This is a genomic window from Paenibacillus sp. Paensp111, assembly GCF_059492195.1.
Window position 1 is genome coordinate 2,902,443 of record NZ_CP168527.1, and the last position, 23,155, is coordinate 2,925,597.

General features: G+C 47.0%; 26 protein-coding genes. All 26 read right to left on the bottom strand.

The features are described 5' to 3' along the window. Window positions 1-10: 10 nt before the first annotated feature. The 26 genes from ACEN86_RS13490 to flgC all read right to left on the bottom strand — a co-directional run bounded on the left by ACEN86_RS13490 (window position 11) and on the right by flgC (window position 23,154). On the bottom strand, window positions 11-1,471 hold the full coding sequence (locus ACEN86_RS13490; protein ID WP_495631137.1) for a protein-glutamate methylesterase/protein-glutamine glutaminase: 1,461 nt from the start codon (window positions 1,469-1,471) through the stop codon (window positions 11-13). A gap of 31 nt (window positions 1,472-1,502) precedes the next feature. Next, window positions 1,503-2,387 (bottom strand): MinD/ParA family protein, encoded by an 885-nt coding sequence (locus ACEN86_RS13495; protein WP_495631138.1) that lies wholly within the window; start codon window positions 2,385-2,387, stop codon window positions 1,503-1,505. Between the two features lie 2 nt (window positions 2,388-2,389). Then, entirely contained in the window at window positions 2,390-3,745 is a 1,356-nt protein-coding gene (gene flhF, locus ACEN86_RS13500; RefSeq protein WP_495631139.1) for a flagellar biosynthesis GTPase FlhF, read from the bottom strand. Beyond that, a complete protein-coding gene (flhA, locus tag ACEN86_RS13505) occupies window positions 3,742-5,775 on the bottom strand; it encodes a flagellar biosynthesis protein FlhA (RefSeq protein WP_495631140.1) in 2,034 nt (677 codons plus the stop codon). Before flhA ends, flhF begins: the two co-directional genes overlap by 4 nt. A 24-nt stretch (window positions 5,776-5,799) precedes the next feature. Beyond that, on the bottom strand, window positions 5,800-6,888 hold the full coding sequence (gene flhB, locus ACEN86_RS13510; RefSeq protein WP_495631141.1) for a flagellar biosynthesis protein FlhB: 1,089 nt from the start codon (window positions 6,886-6,888) through the stop codon (window positions 5,800-5,802). Window positions 6,889-6,904: 16 nt separating this feature from the next. Next, window positions 6,905-7,693 (bottom strand): flagellar biosynthetic protein FliR, encoded by a 789-nt coding sequence (gene fliR / locus ACEN86_RS13515; protein ID WP_495634305.1) that lies wholly within the window; start codon window positions 7,691-7,693, stop codon window positions 6,905-6,907. Window positions 7,694-7,704: 11 nt separating this feature from the next. Further along, window positions 7,705-7,974 (bottom strand): flagellar biosynthesis protein FliQ, encoded by a 270-nt coding sequence (fliQ, locus tag ACEN86_RS13520; RefSeq protein WP_127199671.1) that lies wholly within the window; start codon window positions 7,972-7,974, stop codon window positions 7,705-7,707. A 54-nt stretch (window positions 7,975-8,028) separates the two neighbouring features. Then, the gene (gene fliP, locus ACEN86_RS13525; protein ID WP_495631142.1) at window positions 8,029-8,787 is read right to left on the bottom strand and encodes a flagellar type III secretion system pore protein FliP; all 759 of its coding nucleotides are present in this window, start codon (window positions 8,785-8,787) and stop codon (window positions 8,029-8,031) included. A gap of 8 nt (window positions 8,788-8,795) precedes the next feature. After that, complete coding sequence (locus tag ACEN86_RS13530) at window positions 8,796-9,314, bottom strand: flagellar biosynthetic protein FliO (protein ID WP_495631143.1); 519 nt, start codon at window positions 9,312-9,314, stop codon at window positions 8,796-8,798. 9 nt (window positions 9,315-9,323) lie between these two features. Further along, window positions 9,324-9,689, bottom strand: a complete 366-nt coding sequence (locus tag ACEN86_RS13535) for a response regulator (RefSeq protein WP_068619324.1) — start codon at window positions 9,687-9,689, stop codon at window positions 9,324-9,326. Between the two features lie 25 nt (window positions 9,690-9,714). Continuing rightward, complete coding sequence (fliY, locus tag ACEN86_RS13540; RefSeq protein ID WP_495631144.1) at window positions 9,715-10,995, bottom strand: flagellar motor switch phosphatase FliY; 1,281 nt, start codon at window positions 10,993-10,995, stop codon at window positions 9,715-9,717. After that, a complete protein-coding gene (gene fliM / locus ACEN86_RS13545; protein WP_495631145.1) occupies window positions 10,985-11,983 on the bottom strand; it encodes a flagellar motor switch protein FliM in 999 nt (332 codons plus the stop codon). The genes fliY and fliM overlap by 11 nt, the downstream gene beginning before the upstream one ends. 43 nt (window positions 11,984-12,026) lie before the next feature. Further along, window positions 12,027-12,488, bottom strand: a complete 462-nt coding sequence (locus ACEN86_RS13550) for a flagellar basal body-associated FliL family protein (protein WP_495631146.1) — start codon at window positions 12,486-12,488, stop codon at window positions 12,027-12,029. Further along, window positions 12,485-12,709: a flagellar FlbD family protein gene (locus ACEN86_RS13555; RefSeq protein WP_127199665.1), complete on the bottom strand. Its 225-nt coding sequence runs from the start codon at window positions 12,707-12,709 to the stop codon at window positions 12,485-12,487. The genes ACEN86_RS13550 and ACEN86_RS13555 overlap by 4 nt, the downstream gene beginning before the upstream one ends. A gap of 55 nt (window positions 12,710-12,764) precedes the next feature. After that, on the bottom strand, window positions 12,765-13,580 hold the full coding sequence (flgG, locus tag ACEN86_RS13560) for a flagellar basal body rod protein FlgG (RefSeq protein ID WP_495631147.1): 816 nt from the start codon (window positions 13,578-13,580) through the stop codon (window positions 12,765-12,767). 102 nt (window positions 13,581-13,682) lie between these two features. Beyond that, a complete protein-coding gene (locus tag ACEN86_RS13565; protein ID WP_495631148.1) occupies window positions 13,683-14,066 on the bottom strand; it encodes a TIGR02530 family flagellar biosynthesis protein in 384 nt (127 codons plus the stop codon). Continuing rightward, window positions 14,063-14,572 (bottom strand): flagellar hook capping FlgD N-terminal domain-containing protein, encoded by a 510-nt coding sequence (locus ACEN86_RS13570; RefSeq protein WP_495631149.1) that lies wholly within the window; start codon window positions 14,570-14,572, stop codon window positions 14,063-14,065. Before ACEN86_RS13570 ends, ACEN86_RS13565 begins: the two co-directional genes overlap by 4 nt. Before the next feature lie 42 nt (window positions 14,573-14,614). Continuing rightward, window positions 14,615-16,102: a flagellar hook-length control protein FliK gene (locus ACEN86_RS13575; protein WP_495631150.1), complete on the bottom strand. Its 1,488-nt coding sequence runs from the start codon at window positions 16,100-16,102 to the stop codon at window positions 14,615-14,617. A 42-nt stretch (window positions 16,103-16,144) separates the two neighbouring features. After that, window positions 16,145-17,059, bottom strand: coding sequence for a MotE family protein (locus ACEN86_RS13580; RefSeq protein WP_495631151.1), 915 nt, complete (start codon window positions 17,057-17,059; stop codon window positions 16,145-16,147). Between the two features lie 35 nt (window positions 17,060-17,094). Then, window positions 17,095-17,538 (bottom strand): flagellar export protein FliJ, encoded by a 444-nt coding sequence (gene fliJ, locus ACEN86_RS13585; protein WP_495631152.1) that lies wholly within the window; start codon window positions 17,536-17,538, stop codon window positions 17,095-17,097. Window positions 17,539-17,547: 9 nt separating this feature from the next. After that, a complete protein-coding gene (gene fliI / locus ACEN86_RS13590) occupies window positions 17,548-18,867 on the bottom strand; it encodes a flagellar protein export ATPase FliI (RefSeq protein WP_495631153.1) in 1,320 nt (439 codons plus the stop codon). Next, complete coding sequence (locus ACEN86_RS13595) at window positions 18,854-19,708, bottom strand: FliH/SctL family protein (protein ID WP_495631154.1); 855 nt, start codon at window positions 19,706-19,708, stop codon at window positions 18,854-18,856. Before ACEN86_RS13595 ends, fliI begins: the two co-directional genes overlap by 14 nt. After that, complete coding sequence (gene fliG / locus ACEN86_RS13600) at window positions 19,701-20,717, bottom strand: flagellar motor switch protein FliG (RefSeq protein ID WP_495631155.1); 1,017 nt, start codon at window positions 20,715-20,717, stop codon at window positions 19,701-19,703. The genes ACEN86_RS13595 and fliG overlap by 8 nt, the downstream gene beginning before the upstream one ends. 11 nt (window positions 20,718-20,728) lie before the next feature. Next, window positions 20,729-22,324 carry a flagellar basal-body MS-ring/collar protein FliF gene (fliF, locus tag ACEN86_RS13605; protein ID WP_495631156.1) on the bottom strand — a complete coding sequence of 532 codons (1,596 nt, stop codon included), beginning with the start codon at window positions 22,322-22,324 and terminating at the stop codon, window positions 20,729-20,731. A gap of 35 nt (window positions 22,325-22,359) precedes the next feature. Continuing rightward, window positions 22,360-22,668: a flagellar hook-basal body complex protein FliE gene (fliE, locus tag ACEN86_RS13610; protein ID WP_495631157.1), complete on the bottom strand. Its 309-nt coding sequence runs from the start codon at window positions 22,666-22,668 to the stop codon at window positions 22,360-22,362. 33 nt (window positions 22,669-22,701) lie between these two features. After that, window positions 22,702-23,154, bottom strand: coding sequence for a flagellar basal body rod protein FlgC (gene flgC, locus ACEN86_RS13615; protein WP_495631158.1), 453 nt, complete (start codon window positions 23,152-23,154; stop codon window positions 22,702-22,704). Window position 23,155: the final 1 nt, after the last annotated feature.

Below are 23,155 nucleotides of genomic sequence, written 5' to 3' on the forward strand. Positions count from 1 at the left end.
TAACTTCCCGTTATTTCACTACTTGTACAAGCTTTGGAGCTATTTCATAAAGCGGCAATACATGGCTTACACATTTCAATTCCACCGCGGATCGCGGCATTCCATACACCACACAGGTTTCTTCACTTTCTGCAAAGGTAGAAGTCACTCCCGCATCATACAGCCGCTTCATGACTCTCGCCCCATCGCTTCCCATACCCGTCAGCAGAACAACATGCCGCTTGAGGGACTCCAGTGGCTGGAGTGACTCGTACAAGACATCAGCAGAAGGTCTGTGACCATTGCGTAACTCCTCTTTGTTCAGAGCTATCCGGTAACCGCTCCCACTTGACGGCTTAACCGTGATGTGAAAACCGCCGGGTGCAATATAGGCCCACCCTTTTTGGAGCTCCATCCCTTCCTCAGCCTCTACTACATGAAGCGGGCTAAGGCTGTTCAGCCGCTGTGCCAGTGAATGTGTGAAATTGGGCGGCATATGCTGAACAATCACGATCGGTGCCGGGAAGTCCGCTGGCATCATTTCCAGCAGTGTTTTTAGTGCCTTGGGTCCTCCAGTTGAACATCCGATAGCTACGATATCGGTATAACCGCTGGAACCAGGGTGAGCGGGTCTGCTCTCTACTCTTGCGGCGGCTTCCCGCTCCGCCGTCTTGCCGTTATGGGAGTCCGTATTCCCTCTAACGTTTGCCCCATCGCCTACAGCTGGTGGCCTGCTAAATGGTGGTACCCGATCCTGTAATTCTTTAGGCGGCACGACCTTCGGCGTTGCAGCAGGCTTGGAAGCTGGTGAGGTGCCGGATGACCCGGTATTGTCATTAACCGGATGCCTTTGGGCAAGATCCGGCAAGCCTCCCGGCTTGGTTACCCGCTGCGGCTTATCTTGGGATTTACCCAGCGGTGAAGCCTTGGCCTGTACCCGATTGTCTTTAACCGGCCTCTCTAGGGCGCTTTCATTCTTAAGGATAGACTTGCCGGTTGCTGATGCCGGTAACTTTGAGGGCTCCTGGGTCGTCGTTTGCTTCGACAAAAAGGATAAATCCGCCGCTATTCTGGCTTCTCTTCGTTCTTGAGCCTGCATGGCGGTAATAATCTGTTCCCGAAGCACCTTCCCGACATCATCAACACCTTGTGAGCTTGTCGTCATGGAAGGCTTGCGAATGAAATCGAACGCACCCAGCTCAAGTGCCATGATGGTCTCCCGCATACCTTCTTCATTTATGCCTGACAGCATAATAACCGGCAGCGGCTTGTCTTCCATGACCTTCCGAAGGGCCTCAAGCCCATTCATTTCCGGCATTTCCACATCCATGGTGACAAGATCCGGCTGTATTTCCGCAATGCGCTTAATTGCCTCTTTCCCGTTTTGGGCTGTCCCCTCTACTTTGAGGAGAGGATCCTGCTCTATCAAATCCGAGATAATCTTTCGCATAAACGCCGAATCGTCAACTACTAAAATGCGATAAGGCCTCATGTCTAGTTCCTCCTGTTCCCATCATGAAGAATCATTTTGTCCGTTTTAGCCATTTGTGTAAAAATCCTTTGATTCCCGTCAAGGTACCTGCATCTTGCGTGGAGCCGTTCGCAATATAATTGGCAGCTAGCCTTTGTATATCACGTGAGGCGTTACAGTTAGGGTATGCTACAGAAAAAGGAACTTGTTTTTTTACGGCTTGTACTACATGGTTATCATCACTCATATATCCGAGCATCGGTATCTCAATATCCAGAAACTTACGGGCGACCAGCGAGATTTTATCCGCGACCTGCCGAGCTTCTCTCTCATTCTCAACCCGGTTAATCATTAATTGAAATGGAACAACATCCTCCATTCCGCCCACCACTTTAATCAATGCATAGGCATCGGTAATTGAAGTGGGTTCTGGGGTAGTAACTACCAGACATTCATCGGCTGCGGTAATAAACTTAAGCGTTTCCTTTGACAATCCCGCACCTGTATCGAAGACAATGTAATCCATTTCATCCGAAATCTCTTCAATCTGTTCGGTAAAATAGTTCAGATCTGAATCTGATAATGTGAACAGATCTGCCAAGCCCGATCCTCCCGGAATAAACGGAAGAGAATCAATGCCATGCTCCATAATCTCCCGGATGTTCTTCTCGCCCTTTAACAAATGGTAGAGATTATATTTCGGCCTTACCCCCATCAACACATCAATATTCGCCATTCCGATGTCTGCGTCAAATAGTAGAACCTTCTTGTTAAGAGCCTTTAAAGCTAGGCAGAAGTTCAATGTGAAATTGGACTTGCCAACTCCCCCTTTTCCACTGCTGACTGTAATAATACGCGCACTCCTTGGGGTCTTCTGTTGTTCCTGCTGCTCCATGGACGATACTAATTGTCTCAGTGATTCGGCCTGATCATTCATTGTCATCGCTCTCCCAAGAGCTCTTGAATCAATAAGTCAGGTGTTGCGGCAAGTAGATCATCCGGAACATTCTGCCCATTGGTCAGATAGGTAAGCTCTAGCGGATACTCGCGAATCAGGTTAAACAAAGGACCGCAGGTATCCGTTTCATCCAACTTAGTAAATATAACTTTATCTAATCCATAACGGCTGAAGTTATCTGTGATTTTCTTCATATCCCGGCTCTTGGAAGTCAGGCTTAGCACCAAATAGGTCTCACTTTGTTCATCCCGATTCAGCAAGCTGTGCAGCTCAGCTACGAACAGCTCATTTAAGTAATTGCGCCCCGCTGTATCCATGAAGATAAGATCGCAGTGCTGAAAACGCTGAACTGCGCGATGTACATCTCCTGGGGATTGAACGACCTCGATGGGCACATTCAAAATCGAAGCATAGGTCCTAAGCTGCTCGATCGCGGAGATCCGGTAGGTATCTGCTGTAATAAATCCAACTTTCTTTTGTTTGCGAAAAATTTGATCCGCAGCAAGCTTTGCAATCGTGGTCGTCTTGCCCACCCCAGTTGGTCCCGCAATGTACACGATTCGGCTGCTGTCTGAAATGCCGTTGCCAATTCTTCCATCTAGAAAAGCTAGAATCTGCTCCCGAACTAATCGGTGCGCATTTTCTTCATCGATGGGACTTTCATCTGTCCACTGTAAAAATGCATTGGAGATCCACTCTTCTATGAGTTCAGAAGAGACCCCCTGCTCAGCAAGACGATGCTGAATGTTGATCAAGGATTCCGGCAACTCCGGTTCTCCATGATCGCGAGAAGCCAGCTTACTCATCATTGCTTTCATCTGCTGTATTTCATCAAACAGTCGATCATCCTTGTATCCTACTGCCGTGGACTCTTTGGCCGGCTGAGGTACACTCTTCGTCTCCAACACAGCCTCAGGCTCAGGCGATTCGTTCTGCTTATTATCCAGCAGCTCTGCTGAGGCGGCAGCTTCCTGTCTGTCGGCCTGTGTCATTCCTGGAACGGAACCTGCCGTCCGGGCAGGTGAGGAGCCATGGGGCTGCTGTTCTTGCCGCTCATCCGCTAGAATCTGTGCGGATTTCCGGTACGCAGCCGGCACGCTCGCCCTTGCTACAGGAGCCGGATAAGCGGCTTGCCGTGGCTTGCTTTCTGGCTGCTGGGCTGCTTCACCCGATTCAGTAGCTGCAATAACCTCGATCCTTTTCTTTTGAAACATGCCAAGGAACCCGCCTATCTTCATCTCCTTGGTACTAAGAATTACAGCATCCTTGCCAAGCTCGCTTCTAATCTTCTGCATTGCATCGGGCATTGTCTCAACGATATATCTCTTTACTCTCATAGATTCACCACTCCGACACTTTGAATTTCAACATTCGGCTCCAGTTCGCTATAGGACAGAACAGGTATGTCCTGCATCGTCCGCTCAATCACCTGGCGCAAATACATTCGAATCGTTGGAGATGTAAGAACAATCGGCTGCTGACCTGACTGAATCAGTCTATTAATCTGCTCAGTCAGCTTCTGGTATATCGTCTGAGTAGACACTGGATCCAGGGCCAGGTAACTGCCTTGATCCGACTGCTGAACACTTTCAGCAATCTTCTTCTCAAGGGTTGGTCCTACCGTGATCACCCGCATGGTCTCCCCATTCTGGGTGAACTGCTGTGTGATCTGTCTGGAGAGTGCCTGCCTTACGTATTCTGTGAGCACATCAGGATCCTTCGTGTAGGTACCATAGTCTGCTAGAGTCTCAAATATCGTCACCATATCACGAATAGAGATCTTCTCGCGAAGCAGCTTCGCCAGAACCTTCTGAACATCTCCCACAGAGAGAACGGATGGGATAAGATCATCCACAAGAATAGGATAATTATCCTTAAGATTGTCGATAAGAGTCTTCGTCTCCTGACGACCAAGCAGCTCATGAGCGTGTCTCTTGATCATTTCGGTTAAGTGGGTCGCGACTACCGAAGGCGGGTCAACGACAGTATAGCCGGATAACTCGGCACGTTCTTTGGTAGGTTCATCGATCCAGAGAGCGGGCAGTCCAAATGCCGGCTCCTGTGTCTCTATCCCGGTGATGGTATCATCATCATACCCTGGGCTCATCGCCAGGTAATGGTTAAGCAGCAGCTCGCCGCCGCCCACGGTGTTCCCTTTTATCTTAATCACATATTCGTTCGGTCTAAGCTGTATATTGTCCCGGATCCGAATAACGGGTACTACGAGACCCATTTCCAGTGCACATTGTCTGCGAATCATAATAATCCGGTCAAGCAAATCCCCGCCCTGCTGCGTGTCCGCAAGGGGTATAAGGCCATATCCGAATTCGAATTCAATAGGATCTACCTGAAGAAGGTTGATTACACTTTCTGGACTGCGCACCTCTTCGATCTGTTGTTCCTCCTCCTGCTGTTCTTGAGCAACCTGGCGCTGGTTCATGTTGTTCTGCATCCGCCACGCGGCATAAGCCAGAAGGCCTGCAAGAGGCAGAGTGGAGAAGATTCCAATTGGTGTGAATATTCCAAGTGCGGTAATAGTACCTGCAACAATGTAGATTAATTTCGGATATATAAAGAGCTGTCCGGTAATATCGTCTGCCAAGTTCCCTTCTGAAGAAGCACGGGTTACGATAAGACCCGCTGAAGTGGAAATAAGCAGAGCCGGGATTTGACTGACAAGACCATCCCCTATGGTAAGCAGTGAATAGGTTGAGAGTGCATCCATAAAAGTCATGCCGTGCATCGCAACTCCAATAATGAAGCCGCCGATCAGGTTAATGACGAGAATGATGATGCCTGCAATGGCATCTCCCTTTACGAACTTACTCGCCCCGTCCATAGCCCCGTAAAAGTCAGCTTCACGTTCGATTTTGCGGCGGCGTTCTCTCGCCTGCTGTTCATTGATAAGACCCGCATTCAAATCGGCGTCAATACTCATCTGCTTACCTGGCATCGCGTCCAAGGTGAAGCGTGCTCCTACCTCAGCGACACGTTCAGAACCCTTCGTAATTACAATGAACTGAACGACAACGAGGATCAGGAACACGATAAAGCCAACTACGGGCTGGCCTTGAGATACCCAACTGCCGAAAGTGGCAACCACGTGGCCCGCCTCAGCCTGTCCGAGAATCAACTTGGTTGTCGAAACGTTAAGCGCCAAGCGGAACAAGGTGGTAATCAGCAGCATGGCCGGGAAGATCGAGAACTGCAAAGCCTCTTTGGTATTCATGGCTACAAGAAGTATCATCATAGCCAGTGAAATGTTGATGACCAAGAGAATGTCCAGCAGCCAGGTCGGGATCGGGAGGATCATCATAAGTACGATACCGATAATACCTAGCAGTACCGATATATCTTTTATTTTCATGCGCTCCCTGCCTCCCATCCCGGATTATTTGACTTTCCCTTTAAGCTTATATACATAGGCCAATACTTCAGCAACGGCTTGGAACAAATCTGCGGGAATACTGTCCCCGATCTCAGATCGTGCGAACAATGCGCGTGCCAGCGGCTTGTTTTCCATAATAGTAACCCCATTATCCTTCGCGATCTCCCTGATGCGGAGTGCGACAAAATCCTGTCCTTTAGCAACAACTTGAGGCGCCTCCATCTGAGTACCGTCATACTTCAACGCTACCGCGAAGTGAGTCGGGTTCGTAATAATAACGTCCGCTTTGGGTACTTCCTGCATCATACGCTGCATAGCCATATGGCGCTGTCTCTCCCGGATCTTCCCTTTAATCTGCGGATCGCCTTCCATTTTCTTATATTCATCCTTGATATCCTGTTTGGACATCTTCAAGCTTTTCTCATGCTCGTATTTCTGATAAATAAAATCTAGGATTGCTAGAACAAACAACCCTACTGCGGTCTTGATTCCTAGTTGAAGCGTTAATTTGACTGCAAAAGAGAACGTATCCTCCACAGGAAGCTGGCCAAGCTTGGCAATATCGCCTCTTGCTCCCCATATGGTCGTGTAGACCAGATAACAGATTACGGTAAGTTTTAGTATCGATTTGAGGAACTCTACGAAAGATTTCATAGAGAAAATATTTTTGAAGCCTTTAATGGGATCCAGCTTGCTGAACTTCATCTTCAGGCCTTCGCCATTAAGCATGAAGCCAATTTGGGCGTAGTTCGCAACCAAGCCAACGATAATGACAACCACAAACACAGGTGCAAGCATGAGCAGAATCTGTACCCCATAATCACCCAGCAGCGTCATTACATTCTCTTTCGTCACGTCCATGGTCAAACGGTTAATGAATACATCGGTATACAACATGATGATTCTAGTTTTAAGAAATCCTCCAAAGGCCATTAAACATAGAAAGGAAGTAAGCAGGATCATCGCTCCCGAGATATCCATGCTTTTGGCTACCTGACCTTTTTTGCGGGCATCCTGCCGTTTCTTCGGCGTTGCCTTCTCTGTTTTATCGTCAGCGAATAGCTGCAGGTCGAGCGCATACCTGAACTGCAAGTAACTCCCTCCTTGCTTAACCCGGTCTTTGGCCCATGGCTGCCATCAGGTTCTCAAGTGACTTGAACATCACCTGGAACAAATACTCAAATGCATAGATCAGACTAGGCATTAAGAGTAACAGGAGCAGCAAGCCCACAATAATCTTTAGGGGTACGCCAATAACAAATACGTTAAACTGCGGCGCTGTTCTTGCAAGAAAGCCTAATGCTACATCTGTGAGGAACAACGCGACTACAAGCGGTGCCGACATCTGAAAAGCCAAGATGAATGATTCACTAAATGTCCTGAGTAAGAATTCAGACAAGCTGCCGTTGTATATTCTGCTGAAAAAATCATTGTTAAGCGGTATCCAATCATAGCTGCGCATGATGGCTTGAAGCAGATAATGATGTCCGTTAATGCTCAGGAAAAGCAGTGTGGCCACCATGTATTTAAAATTACTGATCATCGGGGCAGAAGCCCCCGTCATCGGATCAATTACATTGGCAATACTGAACCCGATTTGCAGGTCAATAAAAGCCCCTGCCATTTGGATGACCGAAAACATCAAAGCAGCAACATACCCCATCAACAAACCGATCAGTATTTCCCGGACAATAAACAGAAAATACGTTAAGTCCACAGGAACCGTTTGGTTAATTCCGCTAACCAGATATACAATTAGCGCTATCATTGCGGATAAGCCAATTTTGAACGTCCCAGGTACTGTTCGCGAAGCGAAAATAGGAGCTACCACAAAAAACGATGCAATTCGACAAAACATAAGCAAAAAAACAGAAAACCCCTGCAGCAACATATCCATGTTCATGTTGGTTAACCGATATAACTGGATAAGTTGCTTAGTATTCCAGAGGTAAAGTCAACCAGAGTCGTTAAGATCCAAGGACCAAATAATAGTAGAGCTAACAAAACAGCAACAATTTTCGGAACAAATGCAAGCGTCTGCTCCTGAATTTGTGTGGTTGCCTGAAATATACTGATAATCAAACCTACCACCAAGCCTAAAATCAGCATAGGTGCACTGACTTCCAAAACGGTATAAACGGCTTGTCCGGCCAATCCTATAATAAACTCCGAACTCATAACCGTCCCCCTTGTTCACTTAGTATGCTTCAAGCCGATAGACTGCCGCGTTCGTCATGTGCCAAAGCTCATGAGCAGAGACTTGACGACCAAATACCAGCCGTCAACCAGTACAAACAACAGGATCTTAAATGGCAGGGAAATCATGACCGGAGGGAGCATCATCATGCCCATTGCCATAAGCGTACTTGAAACTACCATATCTATAATTAGAAAAGGTATAAATATCATGAATCCCATTTGAAAAGCAGTCTTCAGCTCACTGATCGCGTAAGCCGGAACAAGAACTGTTATCGGGATATCTTCGTAGCTTTTAGGCTTCTCCGTCTTGGTATAACTCATGAACAGCTGTAAATCTTTGTTCCGGGTATGAGAATACATGAACTTCTTCATCGGTACAGCCGCTTTCTCAAGAGCTGCGGTCTGGGTAATCTCACCCTTCAGATACGGTTGAAGCGCTACATCATTAATCTGAGAAAGCGTTGGGCTCATGACGAACAGCGTCAGGAACAATGCAAGACCTACAAGTACCTGATTGGGCGGCATCTGCTGAGTACCTAACGCACTTCTCACAAAACCCAGAACAATAACGATCCGGGTAAAGCTTGTCATTAATACCAGTATGGCCGGAGCCACACTGAGTATAGTAATGAGCAATAAGATGGATAGAGAGCTTGTGCTAGGTTTGCCCCCGTCTGAATTCCCGACTTGGACACTGATATTAGGTATAGGATCAGCTGCTGATGCTATCGTAGTGGAAAAGACACTTAAGAACATCATAAGTAAAGCGACAATAATGACCTTTTTCTTCATTGAACCCTCTACCGATCTTTAGTTTGTTCGTCCTGCAGCAATTCTTCCATTTGCTGCTTCCGATTGGGCAGTTTGCGAAGCTTGGATTCGAACACCTCATGGAAAGGTGTCTCTACAAGTTCCTCCCCCTCGGATGGAGGCTCCTTACGGAACCGTGATACTAAGCCGGACAGGGCGGATGTGAGGTTTCCGAATTCCGGCGTCTCCTCTTCAAAGGAGCTAAGCAGAACTTCAACCTCATCAGGATCAGAAATCTTATCAAGCAGAGAAATATCCTCGCCCACGCCAATAAGATAAACGGTGTTTCCGATCTCAATTACCTGAAGAGATTTATTAGGTCCAAGTCCCACGGCCCCCACCGTCCTTATGGAGCGGGTCTTGGAGAAAAAGCGGTTGCGTCTTCCTAGAAACCGGATTAATAGAACGATCAGAACAATTATGATAGCAAGAACGACAATAACCGTAATTAGGCTTGAATAGAAGTTGCTGCTGTCGAACCCTGTCTGATTCGAAATGGCCAGGTTCATAGGCCTGTCCTACACACCCAGCGTTTTGTTGATAGCTTCAACAACACGATCCGATTGGAATGGCTTAACGATAAAGTCCTTCGCACCCGCTTGGATGGCGTCAATAACCATAGCCTGCTGGCCCATCGCAGAACACATAATAACTTTTGCTCCTGCGTCCATTTTCTTGATTTCTTTAAGAGCAGCAATACCATCCATTTCAGGCATGGTGATGTCCATAGTAATCAGATCAGGACGAAGCTCTTTATATTTTTCAATCGCTTGGGCTCCATCTTGTGCTTCACCTACTACCTCAAAACCATTTTTAGTCAGAATGTCTCTGATCATCATACGCATAAATGCAGCATCGTCCACGATAAGAATTCGATTTGCCATTGATTTAAATCCTCCCTAACCTTCTCTATTGTAATTTTTGAATGCGGTCCCACTGGCTTACGATATCTGTGACGCGTACGCCGAAATTTTCATCAATTACGACTACTTCACCTTTGGCAATAAGTTTGTTGTTTACCAGGATGTCGACAGGTTCACCAGCTAGTTTGTCTAGTTCGATAATGGATCCTTGAGAGAGTTCTAAGATATCCTTTATTTGTTTTTGGGTCCTACCTAATTCTACGGTGACTTTAAGGGGAATGTCCATCAGTAAGTTCAAATTATTTTCGTCCACATGCGCCATGGAAGGAGCTTGCAGATTTGAAAATTGAACAGGCTGCACATTGTAATTCCGGTTCGGTACACCTCCATAATGCTGAGGCTCAGCATAAGGCCTTTCCTGCGGGTAATGCGGTCCTGGATAGTAATCCTGCTGTGGCGGCATTCCTTGTGGATATGGAGCCTGGTAAGGCGGCTGAACCGGCGGCTGCACTGCAGGTGGTTGCTGCTGTACAGGCGGCTGCTGCTGTGCAGGCGGCTGGTAACTAGCTGGCGCTTCCTGAACAGGTGCAGGAGCAGGTACTGCTTCTGCGGCCGGCGCGCTTTCCTTTTGAGCAGGCGCTGGTTCTGGTGCTCCGCCGCCAATAAGGCTGTTAACCATATCTTTAGCGAATTGTACCGGAAGAAGCTGCATGATCGTCGAATCAATCAAATCTCCGATGGTTAGTCTAAATGATATTTTAATAAGTGTTTCATCGGACGGAAGGTTGCTTACCCCATCTCCACTTTCCATGTTCAATATGTCGATGCCCGGCGGCGAAATATTAACAAACCGGTTGAAAATCGTCGACATGGAAGTCGCTGAAGAGCCCATCATTTGATTCATCGCTTCTTGCACGGCACTGACATGAATCTCGTTAAGCTCCTCGTCGGCAGGATTTCCGCTGCCTCCAAGCATGAGATCGGCAATGACCTGAGCATCTCTCGTCTTGATAACCAAAGAGTTGATTCCTTCAAATCCAGCCACATAAGTGACATGAATCGCTACATGAGGCTTAGGAAACTCGGCTTCAAAACGCTCTCTGGTAATAATCGAGACTTTCGGAGTTGTGATATCTACTTTCATACTGAGGAGCGTGGACAATGCGGTTGCAGCACTGCCGAAAGTGATATTTCCGATCTCACCCAAAGCGTCCTGTTCCAGTGCGGACAGGTAATCATCAACCGTCTTCTCTTCAGATCCACTCTGACCAGCCTGTTTCAGCAAGGCATCGATTTCTTCCTGGGACAAATAGTCTTTACTCGTCAAATCCTTCAACTCCTTCATTGACAATTTCATCAATTTGAATGGCGACACGGTCTTTCATCGTACCCGGACTGCCGATATACTTCAATTTCTCACCAACCCGGATGGAAAGTCCCTCCTGCACCGGCTTGTTCAGTGCGATAACGTCACCCACCGTAAGTCCCAGGAACTCGCGAATAGACAATTGAGACTCCCCAAGTTCTGCAATGATTGGCAGTTTGGCCTTGTTCACGCGATGCTTCAGTGCTTCCACTTCTTCAGGTACCCGTGATTTCTTCTGGGAGACGAACCAGTGATGAACAGAAAGCTTTGGCATAATAGGCTCAATAACTACATGAGGAATACAAAGGTTAATCATTCCCGAGGTATCCCCGATTTTGGTACTCAGCGAAATAAGCGCGATGGTCTCGTTGGGTGACACAATCTGCATAAACTGCGGGTTAGTCTCCAGAGCCTCCATTCGCGGAGAAATATCTATGACCGTCTTCCAGGCTTCCTGCAGACTTTCAAAAGCTCTGCTGAAAATCCGCTCCATTATGATCGTCTCAATCTCTGTTAAGTTAGCAATCTTGGAAGGAGCGGTCCCAATTCCACCAAGCAGCCTGTCCAGCATGGCATATGCCACGTTAGGATGAACCTCCAGTACCATTCTGCCTTCAAGCGGCTCTGCCTCAAAAATGTTAAGAATCGTCATTTTCGGTATGGAACGAATGAACTCGTCATAGGGCAGCTGCTCGACCTGTACGACATTGATCTGGACAAAGGTTCTAAGCTGAGCGGAGAAATAGGTGGTAAGGTACCTGGCAAAGTTCTCATGAATCCTTGTCAAACTCCGAATATGATCTTTGGAGAACCTGACGGCTCTTTTGAAATCATAGGCTCTTATCTTCTTCTGTGTATCTTCTTTTTTAAGTTCTTCAGCATCCATCTCACCGGAAGAGAGTGCCGCAAGAAGGGCATCAATCTCATTCTGCGATAGTACATCTACCAACTATCTCACCCCCTTAAAAGGATCTATATTCTTTCACGATATGCTAAATAGTAGACATGATAAAGTTAGTTATATCGATCTGAACAATATTCCCTTCCGGGAGTGTCTGATTAATCAGGTTCTTCAGCTTATTGGCCAGTTGGTCCTTGCCTTTAGCCCCAGTTAAATCGTTAGGCTTTGTATCTGCCAAGGTTTTGATAATAATCGATTTGGCGTTAAAATTCATGATCTTATCGAACGCCTCTTTGGATGAGGAATCGTTCAGTTGAAAGGCAAAATCCATAATCACGACATAATTCGGATCCGACAGGTTTGTCTTTACCTGTTCCATGGTGCTTGTCACTTTCACGAGTTCATCCGCACTCAGCTTCTTCTCTTCTACCTTTGGAGTGGCATTCGTTGTCGCACTACTCTTGTTATTCATTGTCATTACCAGGTAGGCGGCCATCACGACCAGGATTAGTGCCAGCAAAATCGTGATTATCCATGGCGCCATTTTCTTCATAATAATTCCTCCGTTTGTTGCACTTTAATAGTTGCCGCATGAATGCCGATTTCAGTGTAATATTGCTTCACCCGCATCATGATCTCGGCAGACTTTTCCAATACGATGAACCGTTTCCCTGTAACCAGCGTTACATAAGTATCCGGGGTTTCCTCAACGGTCTCGATCAGCAGTGCATTAAGCCACATCGGTGAACCGTTCAAACGCGTGACAGCAATCATGGCGACCCTCCAGTGAAAGTTCCGGAGGAGGGCTTACCTCCCCCGGATCTCAAAATTAACGTTTCAAGTTCACAACTTCCTGCAGAACTTCGTCAGAAGTTGTAATAATCCGTGAGTTAGCTTGGAAACCACGCTGAGCCACGATCATCTCCGTAAATTCTCCTGTCAAATCGACATTCGACATTTCAAGCTGTCCAGAGACCATTGCGCCTGTACCATCAGTCACATTGTTCGCTGTTGTATATACCAGATCATCCAAGTTGGCATTTGGCGTTGAGCGGTACAAGCTGCCTCCTACTTTCTCAAGGCCTTCAGGATTCGTCACTTTCACTACCCCGATTTTGATATCAGAGTTGGTAGTTCCATCCCCCAGCTTTTGAATGATCGTGCCATCTTGCGAAATCGTGAATGCCGTAGTCGCAGGATCAAGCGTAATTGGTGCCCCTTCGGAACTCAACACGAGCATACCATCGGAAGTAACCAGATTGCGTGCTGCGTCCATATGGAAGTCACCCGCGCGCGTAAGGAAAGGAGACTCTTGATCTGGGGATAGCTTGACAGCAAAGAACCCGTCTCCGTCGATACGCAGATCAAGCGGATTGTTCGTTGTCATTGCGCTTCCGCCTGTGTGCAAGGTATCTACAGAGCCAATCGAAGTACCCAAACCGATTTGTTTGGAGTTAACTCCGCCATTGGTTCCTTCAACAGGGGTAGTAACCCCGGACACCGTCTGGCTCATAATATCTTTAAACATAACGCGACCAGACTTGAAACCTACAGTATTAACGTTAGCAATGTTGTTACCAATGACATCCAGCTTGGTTTGGAAACCGCGCATACCTGACACACCCGAATACATGGATCTTAACATGAATAAATTCCTCCTTAAGTGTTGAACCTCGTAAGCTGCTTCAGTCGATCCACAGCTATGCTTGGCTTCCGAATCCGGGCCAGCCAAGATTGAATAATCGAATTATTGAATGACTACGGCACTATCAATTTGAGTGAAAACATTGTTCTTGATACTGCTGCCATCCATTGCGGTGACTACAGTTCTGTTATTTACGTTCACAATGAGCGCCATGTCTTTCATTAGGATTAATGAATCCTTTGAGCCTTTGGCTGCTGCACTGTCTATAGCCGAACCGATTTGCTTCAGCTGATCTGGCTTTAGCTGAATGCCTCTTTGTTCGAGTCTTTTCACCGCGTGGTTACTGAATTTCACCATTTGGTCATTCAGAATATTCTGAAAGGATGCTCCCTGCTGTCCGCCTTGGTGGGCAGGTGTACTTCGCTGCGCTGCAGCCGGTGGTATTTTGCCAGGATATAAGCGGCCTACGGAGATGGGATCATTCATGGTGTTCCAGCCCCATTGGCATCTGCTGCTGCCTTGGTATCTTGTACATTGTTAATCTGGGTAATCTTATCAATTGCAACTTCCCTGCTGCCCACTTTGGCGTATTGAACACCTCCGCGGATGACGATGGAATCCACGATTCCATTAGCTGTTGTAGTTGTGGTTACAGGCTTTCCGGTATTAAAATCAAATCCGCTGGTCTCTGTGGTGTCAATCCAGGATACCTGCTTTCCGATCAGGCCCGATAGGTTACCGAGATTCTGATTCATCGTGCTGAGTTGACCCGAAATATTCATTAATTGCTCTACAGAAGTGAACTGCGCCATCTGGGCGATAAATTCCTTATCTTCAAGCGGCTGCATCGGGTCCTGATTACCGAGTTGAGTGACAAGAATTTTGAGAAACTGATCTTTCCCCATCGTCTGGTTATCTTTCGATGCTGCTTTGGCCACATTCTGAGTGGAGTAATTCGGCCACGCTACATTCGTTGGTGTAATATCCGCCATGTTTATGCCTCCTTCCTTGTATAATAGGTTGGTTGAACTCTACTAAGCTTTGGCTACAAAAGAACTTCCGTAGTCCTCCTCTTTCGAGCGAACTTCGCGTATCCAGTCGTTCCATTCCTCAGTCATGTCCGCTGCGGCAACCGCATCTTCACCACTGAGTTCACGCTGTCTGCCATTTTTCTTTTGCTCGCCTTGGCCGGCTCCGCTACCTGGTTGGCGTCCATCATGATACATATGTGAGGACAACGAGGTATTCTGCGTCACTTCGAGTCTCTCAACCTGAATGCCCTGAGATTGAAGTGCTGAACGAAGCTGATTCATCTGCTGTTCAAGCGAATCCTTTGCAAAAGCATGCTCTGTAGCAAACTGTGCGATCAAATGTCCATTTTGCATCGTAATTTTGACATCAACCTGTCCCAAATGTTCCGGGAAAAGCGTGATTGTCGCTTCGGTCATACCGTGAAGCTTAACAATATCCAGCTTACTTACTACGAACCCGCTCATTTCCTTCGCGAACTGTTCTACAGGAACAGCTGTCTGCAGAGGCTTGACAGGAACCAGACCAGAATCTCTAATTTGAAGCTGTCCAGCGGTCACGATCAAGGATGAATCTGCGGGTTTAAGAGCAGGATCCAGATCTGTAACTTCATTTGATGTATCGCCTGTCTGCAAGAGACTGCTGATCGACTTTACACCTTGTGTTGAAGTCAGCTGTTCTTTGGCTGTTTTGGACATTAGAATCGGAGCTGTCTTAGCGTTACCTTCATGTTGTGTCTGAGTTGATGCTGGAGTGGCTGCCAATTTCAGAAGGTCTTTAAGAAGTCCTGATCGCATACTGGATTCCGTAGAGACTGGAATTACAGCGTTGTCCTCAGTTACTTCCCCAGCCTGCTTGTTGCCTTGGTCAGTCGTCGGCTCGATGGCGGCCTGTAAAGACTGAAGAAGCTGTGCAATCTGCGGAAGGCGGTTAGCAGCCTGAGATGGTTGAGCTTGTAACTGGCTAAGCAGCTGCTGCACTCCATCCTGAACCGCAAATCTAAGTGTATCTGCATTCTGTGCAATAAGCGGAAGTTCCTGTGTCATACCTTCAGTATTCTGTCCGGCTTCATTATCAGCAGAACCTTGAATCTGACTCAGAAAAGCCTGCACCTGCTGAATCCAACCCTGCAACACTGCAATGAGAGATGGGTCAGCTGCGATCGCGTTATCCAGTGAGTTCACTCCCTGCACTAGATCCTCCAGTACAGTAGCTGTTTGTGGGTCCGTCGTGTCAGCTGCAGTTTCATCTATTGCTAGCCCAGTCGCATTTCCGGCTAATGTAGTCGTCTGACTGGCTGTAGATCCTGCCTGAGCTGGATTAGCTTGTCCACCTAGCGTGCTTAACAGCATTTGAACCAAAGTCTGATTGAAAGCAGGCGTTGTTCCTTGAACGGCTTGGGAATTAGCGGCTTGTGCTGCTTTCGTTCCCCCTGGGTTCGCAGATATAGCTGAAGTTCCATTTCCTGCTGATGAGTTTACAATTAAGCTCATGTTTATTTTTCACCTCCTTTCAATAGAGTCCATATCTTGTTTCTATTTGCTAAGCATTTTATTAAGAATTTTGGCCGCTGCTGCGGAGTCCGCATCGTTCATCGCTGATAAAATTTTTGACCTCGAGGTATCATCTACTGATTTCAATATTTTTAGCGTTTTGTCCGGACTCGTCTTGTTAGTCTCCAACAGCAGCTTTGCAGCATTCTCAGGAGTCATAGCCGCGAAGGTCTGACCGATTTCCTTGTCGCTTAGCCCGGTTGAGGAGCTCGTCGTTGCTGGCGTTGTTGCAGTGCCTTTGTTAAGTCTGGATTGCAGGGCTGCAATGGCCATATCCTCTGAAGGCTTCGCATCTTTAAGCAGGATGGAGACATCCGCTGCTTTCTTCGGGTCCATTTTCTCCAGGATAGCCGCCTTGCTCTCGTTGCTCATCGCATTCAGCATCTGTACCGTTTCTTCGGTTGTTAAGTTACCCAAGATTGCCGCAGCTTTGCCCGGGTTCATGGAACCGTACAGGTTAGCCAGTTTCTTCACTTCTTTTTGGTAATCACTTTCCTGGTTCACTGCATCTTGGGATTTCTGATCACTAACCGCTTTGTTCGCTTCATCCAGCTTGGTCTGAAGCTCCTTAACCTTGTCAGCCTGAGCTTTGGTGGCTTCGTTCGCCTTCTTGAGATTTGTATCCTGCTCAGAGACCTGCTCCTTCAAGCTCTTGATCGTCGCTTCCGAGCTTTCAGCCTGTTTGGTTGAAGCCGCCGGATCAGGAAGCCAATCCTTTACAATCGGAATGTTATTGCCTATCTTCAGGAACTCATTCTTGAAGTTGACATTAAACAGAGTAAGCAGTACGCCCACAAGCACTACCGTGAACAGGATAGGTGTAACTATAAACAAGAACCGTGCAAATCCTTTGCCTCCGGATTCTTTCTCCTCTTCCTCGGTGATTATTTTTGCCAATTTCAATCCTCCTTTACCTCACAACAGCCTGCCCCTTATGCTCTCTGGGCCTTCATGGCAAACCGGATTGTAGCCATCTCATCCAGTTCATTTTGTTCGCGGAGAAGTATTTGTTGTTCAAAGCCTGCTTTTGCTTTTTCCTTCGCTTTCAACCAGACCTTCTCATCCAGCATTCGGGTACTTAGCTGAGATTGCTTGTGCTCCACGTTCATCTCAGCACTTTCGATGTCACTAAGCTTACTCTTGATGCAGCGATCGAGATGTTCAATATAGCGCTGGAGCTCCTGGAGTCTAAGCATGGAGGAGGCACCCTCCGAGAGCATAGCCTCACTGGCTCTGGCTTTATCTTCAATCAGGTTCTCGAGCGTGCGCTGCTCCGCTTGCAGTTCACCGATTGCGGCTGAAAGCATCCATTCCGCTTGAGTCTTCTCATTCGATTTCAAATCGACCACTTTTTGATATATATACTTGAATCTCATTCTCTAAGGTCAGCTCCCCATAAATTCTGAAATCAAATACTCTATAGATTCCTCAAGCGTTGCTTTCTCATGAACCTTCTGTTTGGTAAAGTTCCATATCCGCTGGATTGCCTCGATGGACTCATCAATTTCCGGGTTCGATCCTCGTTGGTAAGCTCCAATGTTGATCAAATCCTCAGAGTCTTTATATACGGACATCAGTCGTTTTAAGTTATCTGCGGCTTCAATCTGATCTTCTGGAGCAATATCCTTCATAACCCGGCTGATACTCGCCAGAATATCAATTGCTGGAAAATGCCCCTTATTCGCAATATTCCGGTTAAGGACAATATGACCATCCAGGATCCCTCTGACCGCATCCGCAATCGGCTCATTCATATCGTCACCGTCGACAAGAACCGTATAAAAAGCGGTAATCGAGCCTACCGGGCCTGTTCCCGCTCGTTCGAGCAGCTTAGGCAGTGCAGCAAATACGGATGGGGTGTACCCTCTCATCGCAGGCGGCTCGCCAACCGCAAGTCCAACCTCGCGCAGGGCCATCGCGTACCGGGTCACAGAATCCATCATCAGCATGACATTCATGCCTCTGTCCCGGAAATACTCTGCGATCGTTGTGGCAATTAGCGCACCTTTCATCCGAATCAGTGCCGGCTGGTCCGATGTAGCAACAATGACAACGGATCTTTCCAGTCCTTCCGGTCCCAGATCTCTTTCGATAAAGTCCAGCACTTCGCGCCCGCGCTCTCCGATCAAGGCAATCACGTTCACATCCGCAGAGGTGTTTCTTGCGATCATTCCCATCAGGGTACTCTTCCCTACGCCCGATCCGGCAAAAATACCAACACGCTGGCCCTTTCCTATGGTCAAGAGTCCATCTATCGCCCTAACGCCGATGCTGATTGGGTCTTTGACCCTCGGTTTGCTCAGCGGGTTCATCGGCTTATTGTAGGTCGAGTAATGCCCCATACGGGAAGGAAGCAGGGACCCATCCAATGGCTGACCAAGCCCATCGAGTACTTTTCCAAGAAGCTCTGAGCCTACCTGTACGCTAAGCGGCTTGCCGGTCCCCACAACATCGCAGCCTGGTCCAATGGACTGAAGCTCTCCTAAAGGCATCAGCAGAACTTTGTTGTCTCTGAACCCGACGACCTCAGCTTGCAAAGGAACCGATGACTTTGTTGGATAGATGTAACAAACGTCCCCTATGCTGGCATCCGGCCCCTCCGATTCCACCATCAGGCCAATGACTTGCGTAACCTTTCCATTGACCCTGACAGGATCGAGTTGCCTCAAATGCTCCAGATATCGTTCAGATTCAAGCTTCTTCATGTTGTTGTCCCCGCTCTTCACTTTGCAGTGAAATCCGCATTAATTCCTTCTTAATCTCAGTGAGCTGAGTATCAATTCTTGCATCGATGCTGCCGAAGGAAGAACGAATGACACACCCGCGATCCTTCACAGTAGAATCCGGGAGAATCTGAAGCTCTGCCTGCGAATCAATCACCAGGCTCAGTTCTTCTCTCGCTCCCTGTACAAAGCTGAACTCTGAAGGCGCCACACAAAGCGTGAGTATGCTTTGATCTCTCTTTCTCGCCAAGTTCCGTTTAATTAAATCAAGCGTGTACTCAGGCTCCAGGCTAAGCTGATGTTCTATTACCTTCTCAGCTATAGAAGTGCTTAAATCTACTAGAAACGGCTCCGCTTCCTGTATAATCTGGTCTTTAGCTTGATAGGCTTGTTCAAGAACAACTCTTGCTTCTTGCATCATCTCATTAATCTCAATCTCCAGTGTACGAAGGGCTTCTTCCTTGCCCTCCTCGTAACCCTGATTGAACCCTTCCGATTTCACAGCCTCGATCAGATGTTCATCCTGCTCTCTTCGCTCCTGCCACCACAGCTCAATTTGCTCTCTGGCCTCAGCAAGAATTCGCTCAGCTTCCTCTGAAGCATCTCTTACCTGCTTCTCCGCAAAATCTTTCGCATCGCTAAGCATCTGACGTCTGGTCTCTTCAGCTTCTTCATTCTTCAAGCGATTTTGTTCAGCAGCATAAGAATAACGCTGTTGTTCTCCAGAGTCATGATCCACGTTAGAAGGATAGTGCTTGGACAAGTCGAGTTGCTTCAACAATTCGACAGGAACGTATTGAGTAGATTTGATCAGATTAGACAATGATGTCATCTCCTCCGCCACGGGCAATTATAATTTCACCGGATTCTTCCAGTCTGCGGATAGTTGCAACAATTCGGGTCTGAGCTTCCTCTACATCACGAAGCCTTACAGGACCCATGTATTCCATTTCTTCCTTGAAGGTATCGGACATCCGTTTGGACATGTTGCGGAAAACAGCTTCTCGAACTTCTTCGCTTGCCACTTTAAGCGCAAGCTGAAGGTCTGCATTCTCGATATCCCGGATAATACGTTGAATCGAACGATTGTCCACATTGACAATGTCCTCGAATACGAACATCCGCTTCTTGATCTCTTCCGCAAGCTCCGGATCCTGAATTTCGAGTGAATCGAGAATGGTACGCTCTGTTCCCCGGTCTACACCGTTCAAGATTTGAACGATCGACTCAATACCACCAGCGCTTGTATAGTCCTGAGTCACAGTTGCGGACAGCTTCTGCTCTAGCACTCTCTCTACCTGAGATATAACCTCAGGTGATGTGCTGTCCATTACGGCAATTCTTCTTGCAACTTCCGCCTGCTTCTCTTGAGGTAGGGAAGATAGAATCACAGCCGCTTGTTCGAATTGAAGGTAGGACAACACTAAGGCTATGGTCTGTGCGTTCTCATTTTGGATAAAGTTTAGAATCTGGTTCGGATCAGCCTTGCGGGCAAAATCAAATGGTCTCACCTGCAGCGTCGCCGTCAGTCGATTGATAATATCGTAAGCTTTCTGTGTGCCCAGTGCTTTCTCCAGTATTTCTTTGGCGTAATTGATACCGCCCTGTGAAATATATTCCTGCGCCATACAGATTTGGTGAAACTCGGCCAGAATCATTTCTTTCTCAGAACTATTCACGTTACGAACGTTGGCAATTTCTAATGTTAGCTGTTCGATCTCGTCATCGCGCAGATGCTTGAATATTTGAGCTGAAACCTCTGGTCCGAGTGAGATTAGCAGGAGCGCTGCCTTTTGCCTGCCGCTCAATCCTTGATTAAGTCCTTTTGACACTACGTTCACCTCTATTCATCAGCCAGCCAAGTCCGAAGCAGGTTAACGAACTCATCCGGTTTTTTCTTAGCCAACGTTTCCAGTTGTTTGCGTACTTGATTTTCATTGGTAATCGAATCCAGATTAATCGATGGAAACTCTGTTGGCATGGCCAGAGGAACATCTTCTTCGATCTCTTCATCTTGATTGCGGCGGCGCCGATAAATTAAGTATCCGATACCCGCTCCGGCCAGCAGCAGTGCTGCCCCAATTCCCCAAACCAATGGACTAGCCAAGCTCAGACCGCTTTGCGAAGCATTGTCTGTCTGGAAGGCTTGGGAGAAGACCGAAACTTTCTTACCCAGGTCGGCGTCTGTATAAGTAGTTCCAGAATCAGCCAAATAGGAAGCAACAATGTTCTTCAGAACATTCTGAATTGCATCTTGTGTAACCTGATCCAAAGAATTTTTTCCTGCAGGTGGTTCAACCATGACGTTTATGGTTAAATCTTTTACTGTATAGGGACTTTGCACAATTTCCTTGCTAATTCGGTTAACCTCGTAGTTGATAGTTGAAGTACTTTCATCCGAAGTTGTATCCGATGAAGAAGTGGAACCCGGATAACCAGGTACATCGGTCTGACCCGTACCCGTGACTCCCCCACTAGCTGGAGTACCTTTCCCTGTGTAGCTTTTTTGAATCTTTTGGGCGCTGATCTCAATCCCTTTCATGTTCTCGGTATCAACCGGGGTTACCAGATTTTCTTTCTGGCTCACCTGATCGAAGTTAAGCTTGGAAGCGACCAGAACATTCACCTTATCCGGACCTGTCAGCTTTAAGAGAAATTGTTGAACACTCTGACGCACATCATTCTCGAACTTCTTCTGAAGTGCCATATTCTCCGATACAGCTCCGGTCAGACTTCCCGCCTTTCCTCCGTTCTTCCCTGTCGCAAGCAACTCGTTATCATCACTGCTGGAGATTGTTATATTCTCCACTGGAAGATTGGGTACAGCAGTCTTAATCAGGTTATAGTAACCATCAATTGCGCCTTGATCGGGACGAAATCCCGGTTTGAAGCTCAGAACTACGGAAGCCGAAGCCTTCTCCTGTTCATCTGGACTTGCGAACACATTCTCTGCAGGCAGATTAATGAGCACCTTCGCTCCACTAACACCCTGCATATTCGTAAGCAGCTGTTCGACTTCACCGTTAAGTGCGGTCTTATATTTCACATTAAATTCGTTATCTGTCATTCCGATTGGAGAAGACGTCGTACCGAACGTTCCTGCGAAACCTATGGAGCCATTCTTGACAATCCCCTGTGAACCCACATCCACTTTCGCTCTGGCAGCCTGTGTACTTGGTACCGAAATGCTTTTTCCATCCGCACTTAATTGATATGGAATATTTCCCGTCTCCAGATAGTTAATAATTCCGGCAGCATCTGTTGAATCTAGGTTAGTAAAAGCTACTTCGTATTGTGTCTTGGAGAACTGCATCGTTAAGAGAATGATGGCAAGTAGAATGATGGATACGGTGGATATTAATAGTGTTTTTTGCTTTTTCGTAAAGTGGTTCCAGTACTGGCTTATTTTATCTCTGTACTGGGCAATTCTCTCATTCACATCGTCACCTCATCCGAAACTTTTGCTAAATTGAATTACATTTGCGTTCGCATAATCTCCTGGTAAGCTTCAATTACCTTGTTACGGACTTGCGAAGTGAGCTGCAAACTCAATAAAGCTTGTTCAGAAGCGACCATAACCTGATCCATATCAACCTGACCGGTAAGAAATTTATCACCCATCTTTTGGGCGTTCTGTTCTTGGTTAGCGACGCCGTCAATGGCGTCTTTGAGGAAGGACCCAAAATCTTTAATCGTATCCGAAGGACTGGCCGGTGTTGATTTGACTTGGGGCTGAACCAATTCAAGGGGCTTTATTGCACTTGCGACTGTACTTTGAATCATAAGACGACACTCTCCTTACCTGCTCTATTTAGTCTATTTCCCTATTTGTAGTGCTTTAGATTCCATGGATTTGGATGCATTCAGTGCTGTAACGTTAGCTTCGTAAGAACGGGTCGCTGAGATCATGTCTACCATTTCTTTTAATACATCTACATTTGGCATATATACATAACCATCTTTATCAGCATCAGGACTCGTTGGATTATACACAGGCTTGAAGGCTGTCTGATCTTCTTGAATCGCGCTAACCTTCACACCCTGTCCGGTCGAGGGTTGTCCGCTTACTGCTGAATTCAACATCTTACCGAACTCGGTTTCGTTAGGACTCATTACTACCATCTTCCGTCTATAAGGAACGGCTTGCCCGTTCTCCACTTTAGCCCGTGTTGTCTCTGCATTAGCAATGTTAGAAGAAATAACATCCATCCGGAGTCTTTGAGCAGTTAGTGCTGAAGAACTAATTTCGAAGCTGCTGTTAAGTCTCAAA

Coding starts and splice junctions, on each gene's coding strand:
- ACEN86_RS13490 (WP_495631137.1), bottom strand. CDS start 1,471: ATGAGGCCTTATCGCATTTTAGTAGTTGACGATTCGGCGTTTATGCGA.
- ACEN86_RS13495 (WP_495631138.1), bottom strand. CDS start 2,387: ATGAATGATCAGGCCGAATCACTGAGACAATTAGTATCGTCCATGGAG.
- flhF (WP_495631139.1), bottom strand. CDS start 3,745: ATGAGAGTAAAGAGATATATCGTTGAGACAATGCCCGATGCAATGCAG.
- flhA (WP_495631140.1), bottom strand. CDS start 5,775: ATGAAAATAAAAGATATATCGGTACTGCTAGGTATTATCGGTATCGTA.
- fliR (WP_495634305.1), bottom strand. CDS start 7,693: ATGGATATGTTGCTGCAGGGGTTTTCTGTTTTTTTGCTTATGTTTTGT.
- fliQ (WP_127199671.1), bottom strand. CDS start 7,974: ATGAGTTCGGAGTTTATTATAGGATTGGCCGGACAAGCCGTTTATACC.
- fliP (WP_495631142.1), bottom strand. CDS start 8,787: ATGAAGAAAAAGGTCATTATTGTCGCTTTACTTATGATGTTCTTAAGT.
- ACEN86_RS13530 (WP_495631143.1), bottom strand. CDS start 9,314: ATGAACCTGGCCATTTCGAATCAGACAGGGTTCGACAGCAGCAACTTC.
- ACEN86_RS13535 (WP_068619324.1), bottom strand. CDS start 9,689: ATGGCAAATCGAATTCTTATCGTGGACGATGCTGCATTTATGCGTATG.
- ACEN86_RS13550 (WP_495631146.1), bottom strand. CDS start 12,488: ATGAAGAAAATGGCGCCATGGATAATCACGATTTTGCTGGCACTAATC.
- ACEN86_RS13555 (WP_127199665.1), bottom strand. CDS start 12,709: ATGATTGCTGTCACGCGTTTGAACGGTTCACCGATGTGGCTTAATGCA.
- flgG (WP_495631147.1), bottom strand. CDS start 13,580: ATGTTAAGATCCATGTATTCGGGTGTGTCAGGTATGCGCGGTTTCCAA.
- ACEN86_RS13565 (WP_495631148.1), bottom strand. CDS start 14,066: ATGAATGATCCCATCTCCGTAGGCCGCTTATATCCTGGCAAAATACCA.
- ACEN86_RS13570 (WP_495631149.1), bottom strand. CDS start 14,572: ATGGCGGATATTACACCAACGAATGTAGCGTGGCCGAATTACTCCACT.
- ACEN86_RS13575 (WP_495631150.1), bottom strand. CDS start 16,102: ATGAGCTTAATTGTAAACTCATCAGCAGGAAATGGAACTTCAGCTATA.
- fliJ (WP_495631152.1), bottom strand. CDS start 17,538: ATGAGATTCAAGTATATATATCAAAAAGTGGTCGATTTGAAATCGAAT.
- fliI (WP_495631153.1), bottom strand. CDS start 18,867: ATGAAGAAGCTTGAATCTGAACGATATCTGGAGCATTTGAGGCAACTC.
- fliE (WP_495631157.1), bottom strand. CDS start 22,668: ATGATTCAAAGTACAGTCGCAAGTGCAATAAAGCCCCTTGAATTGGTT.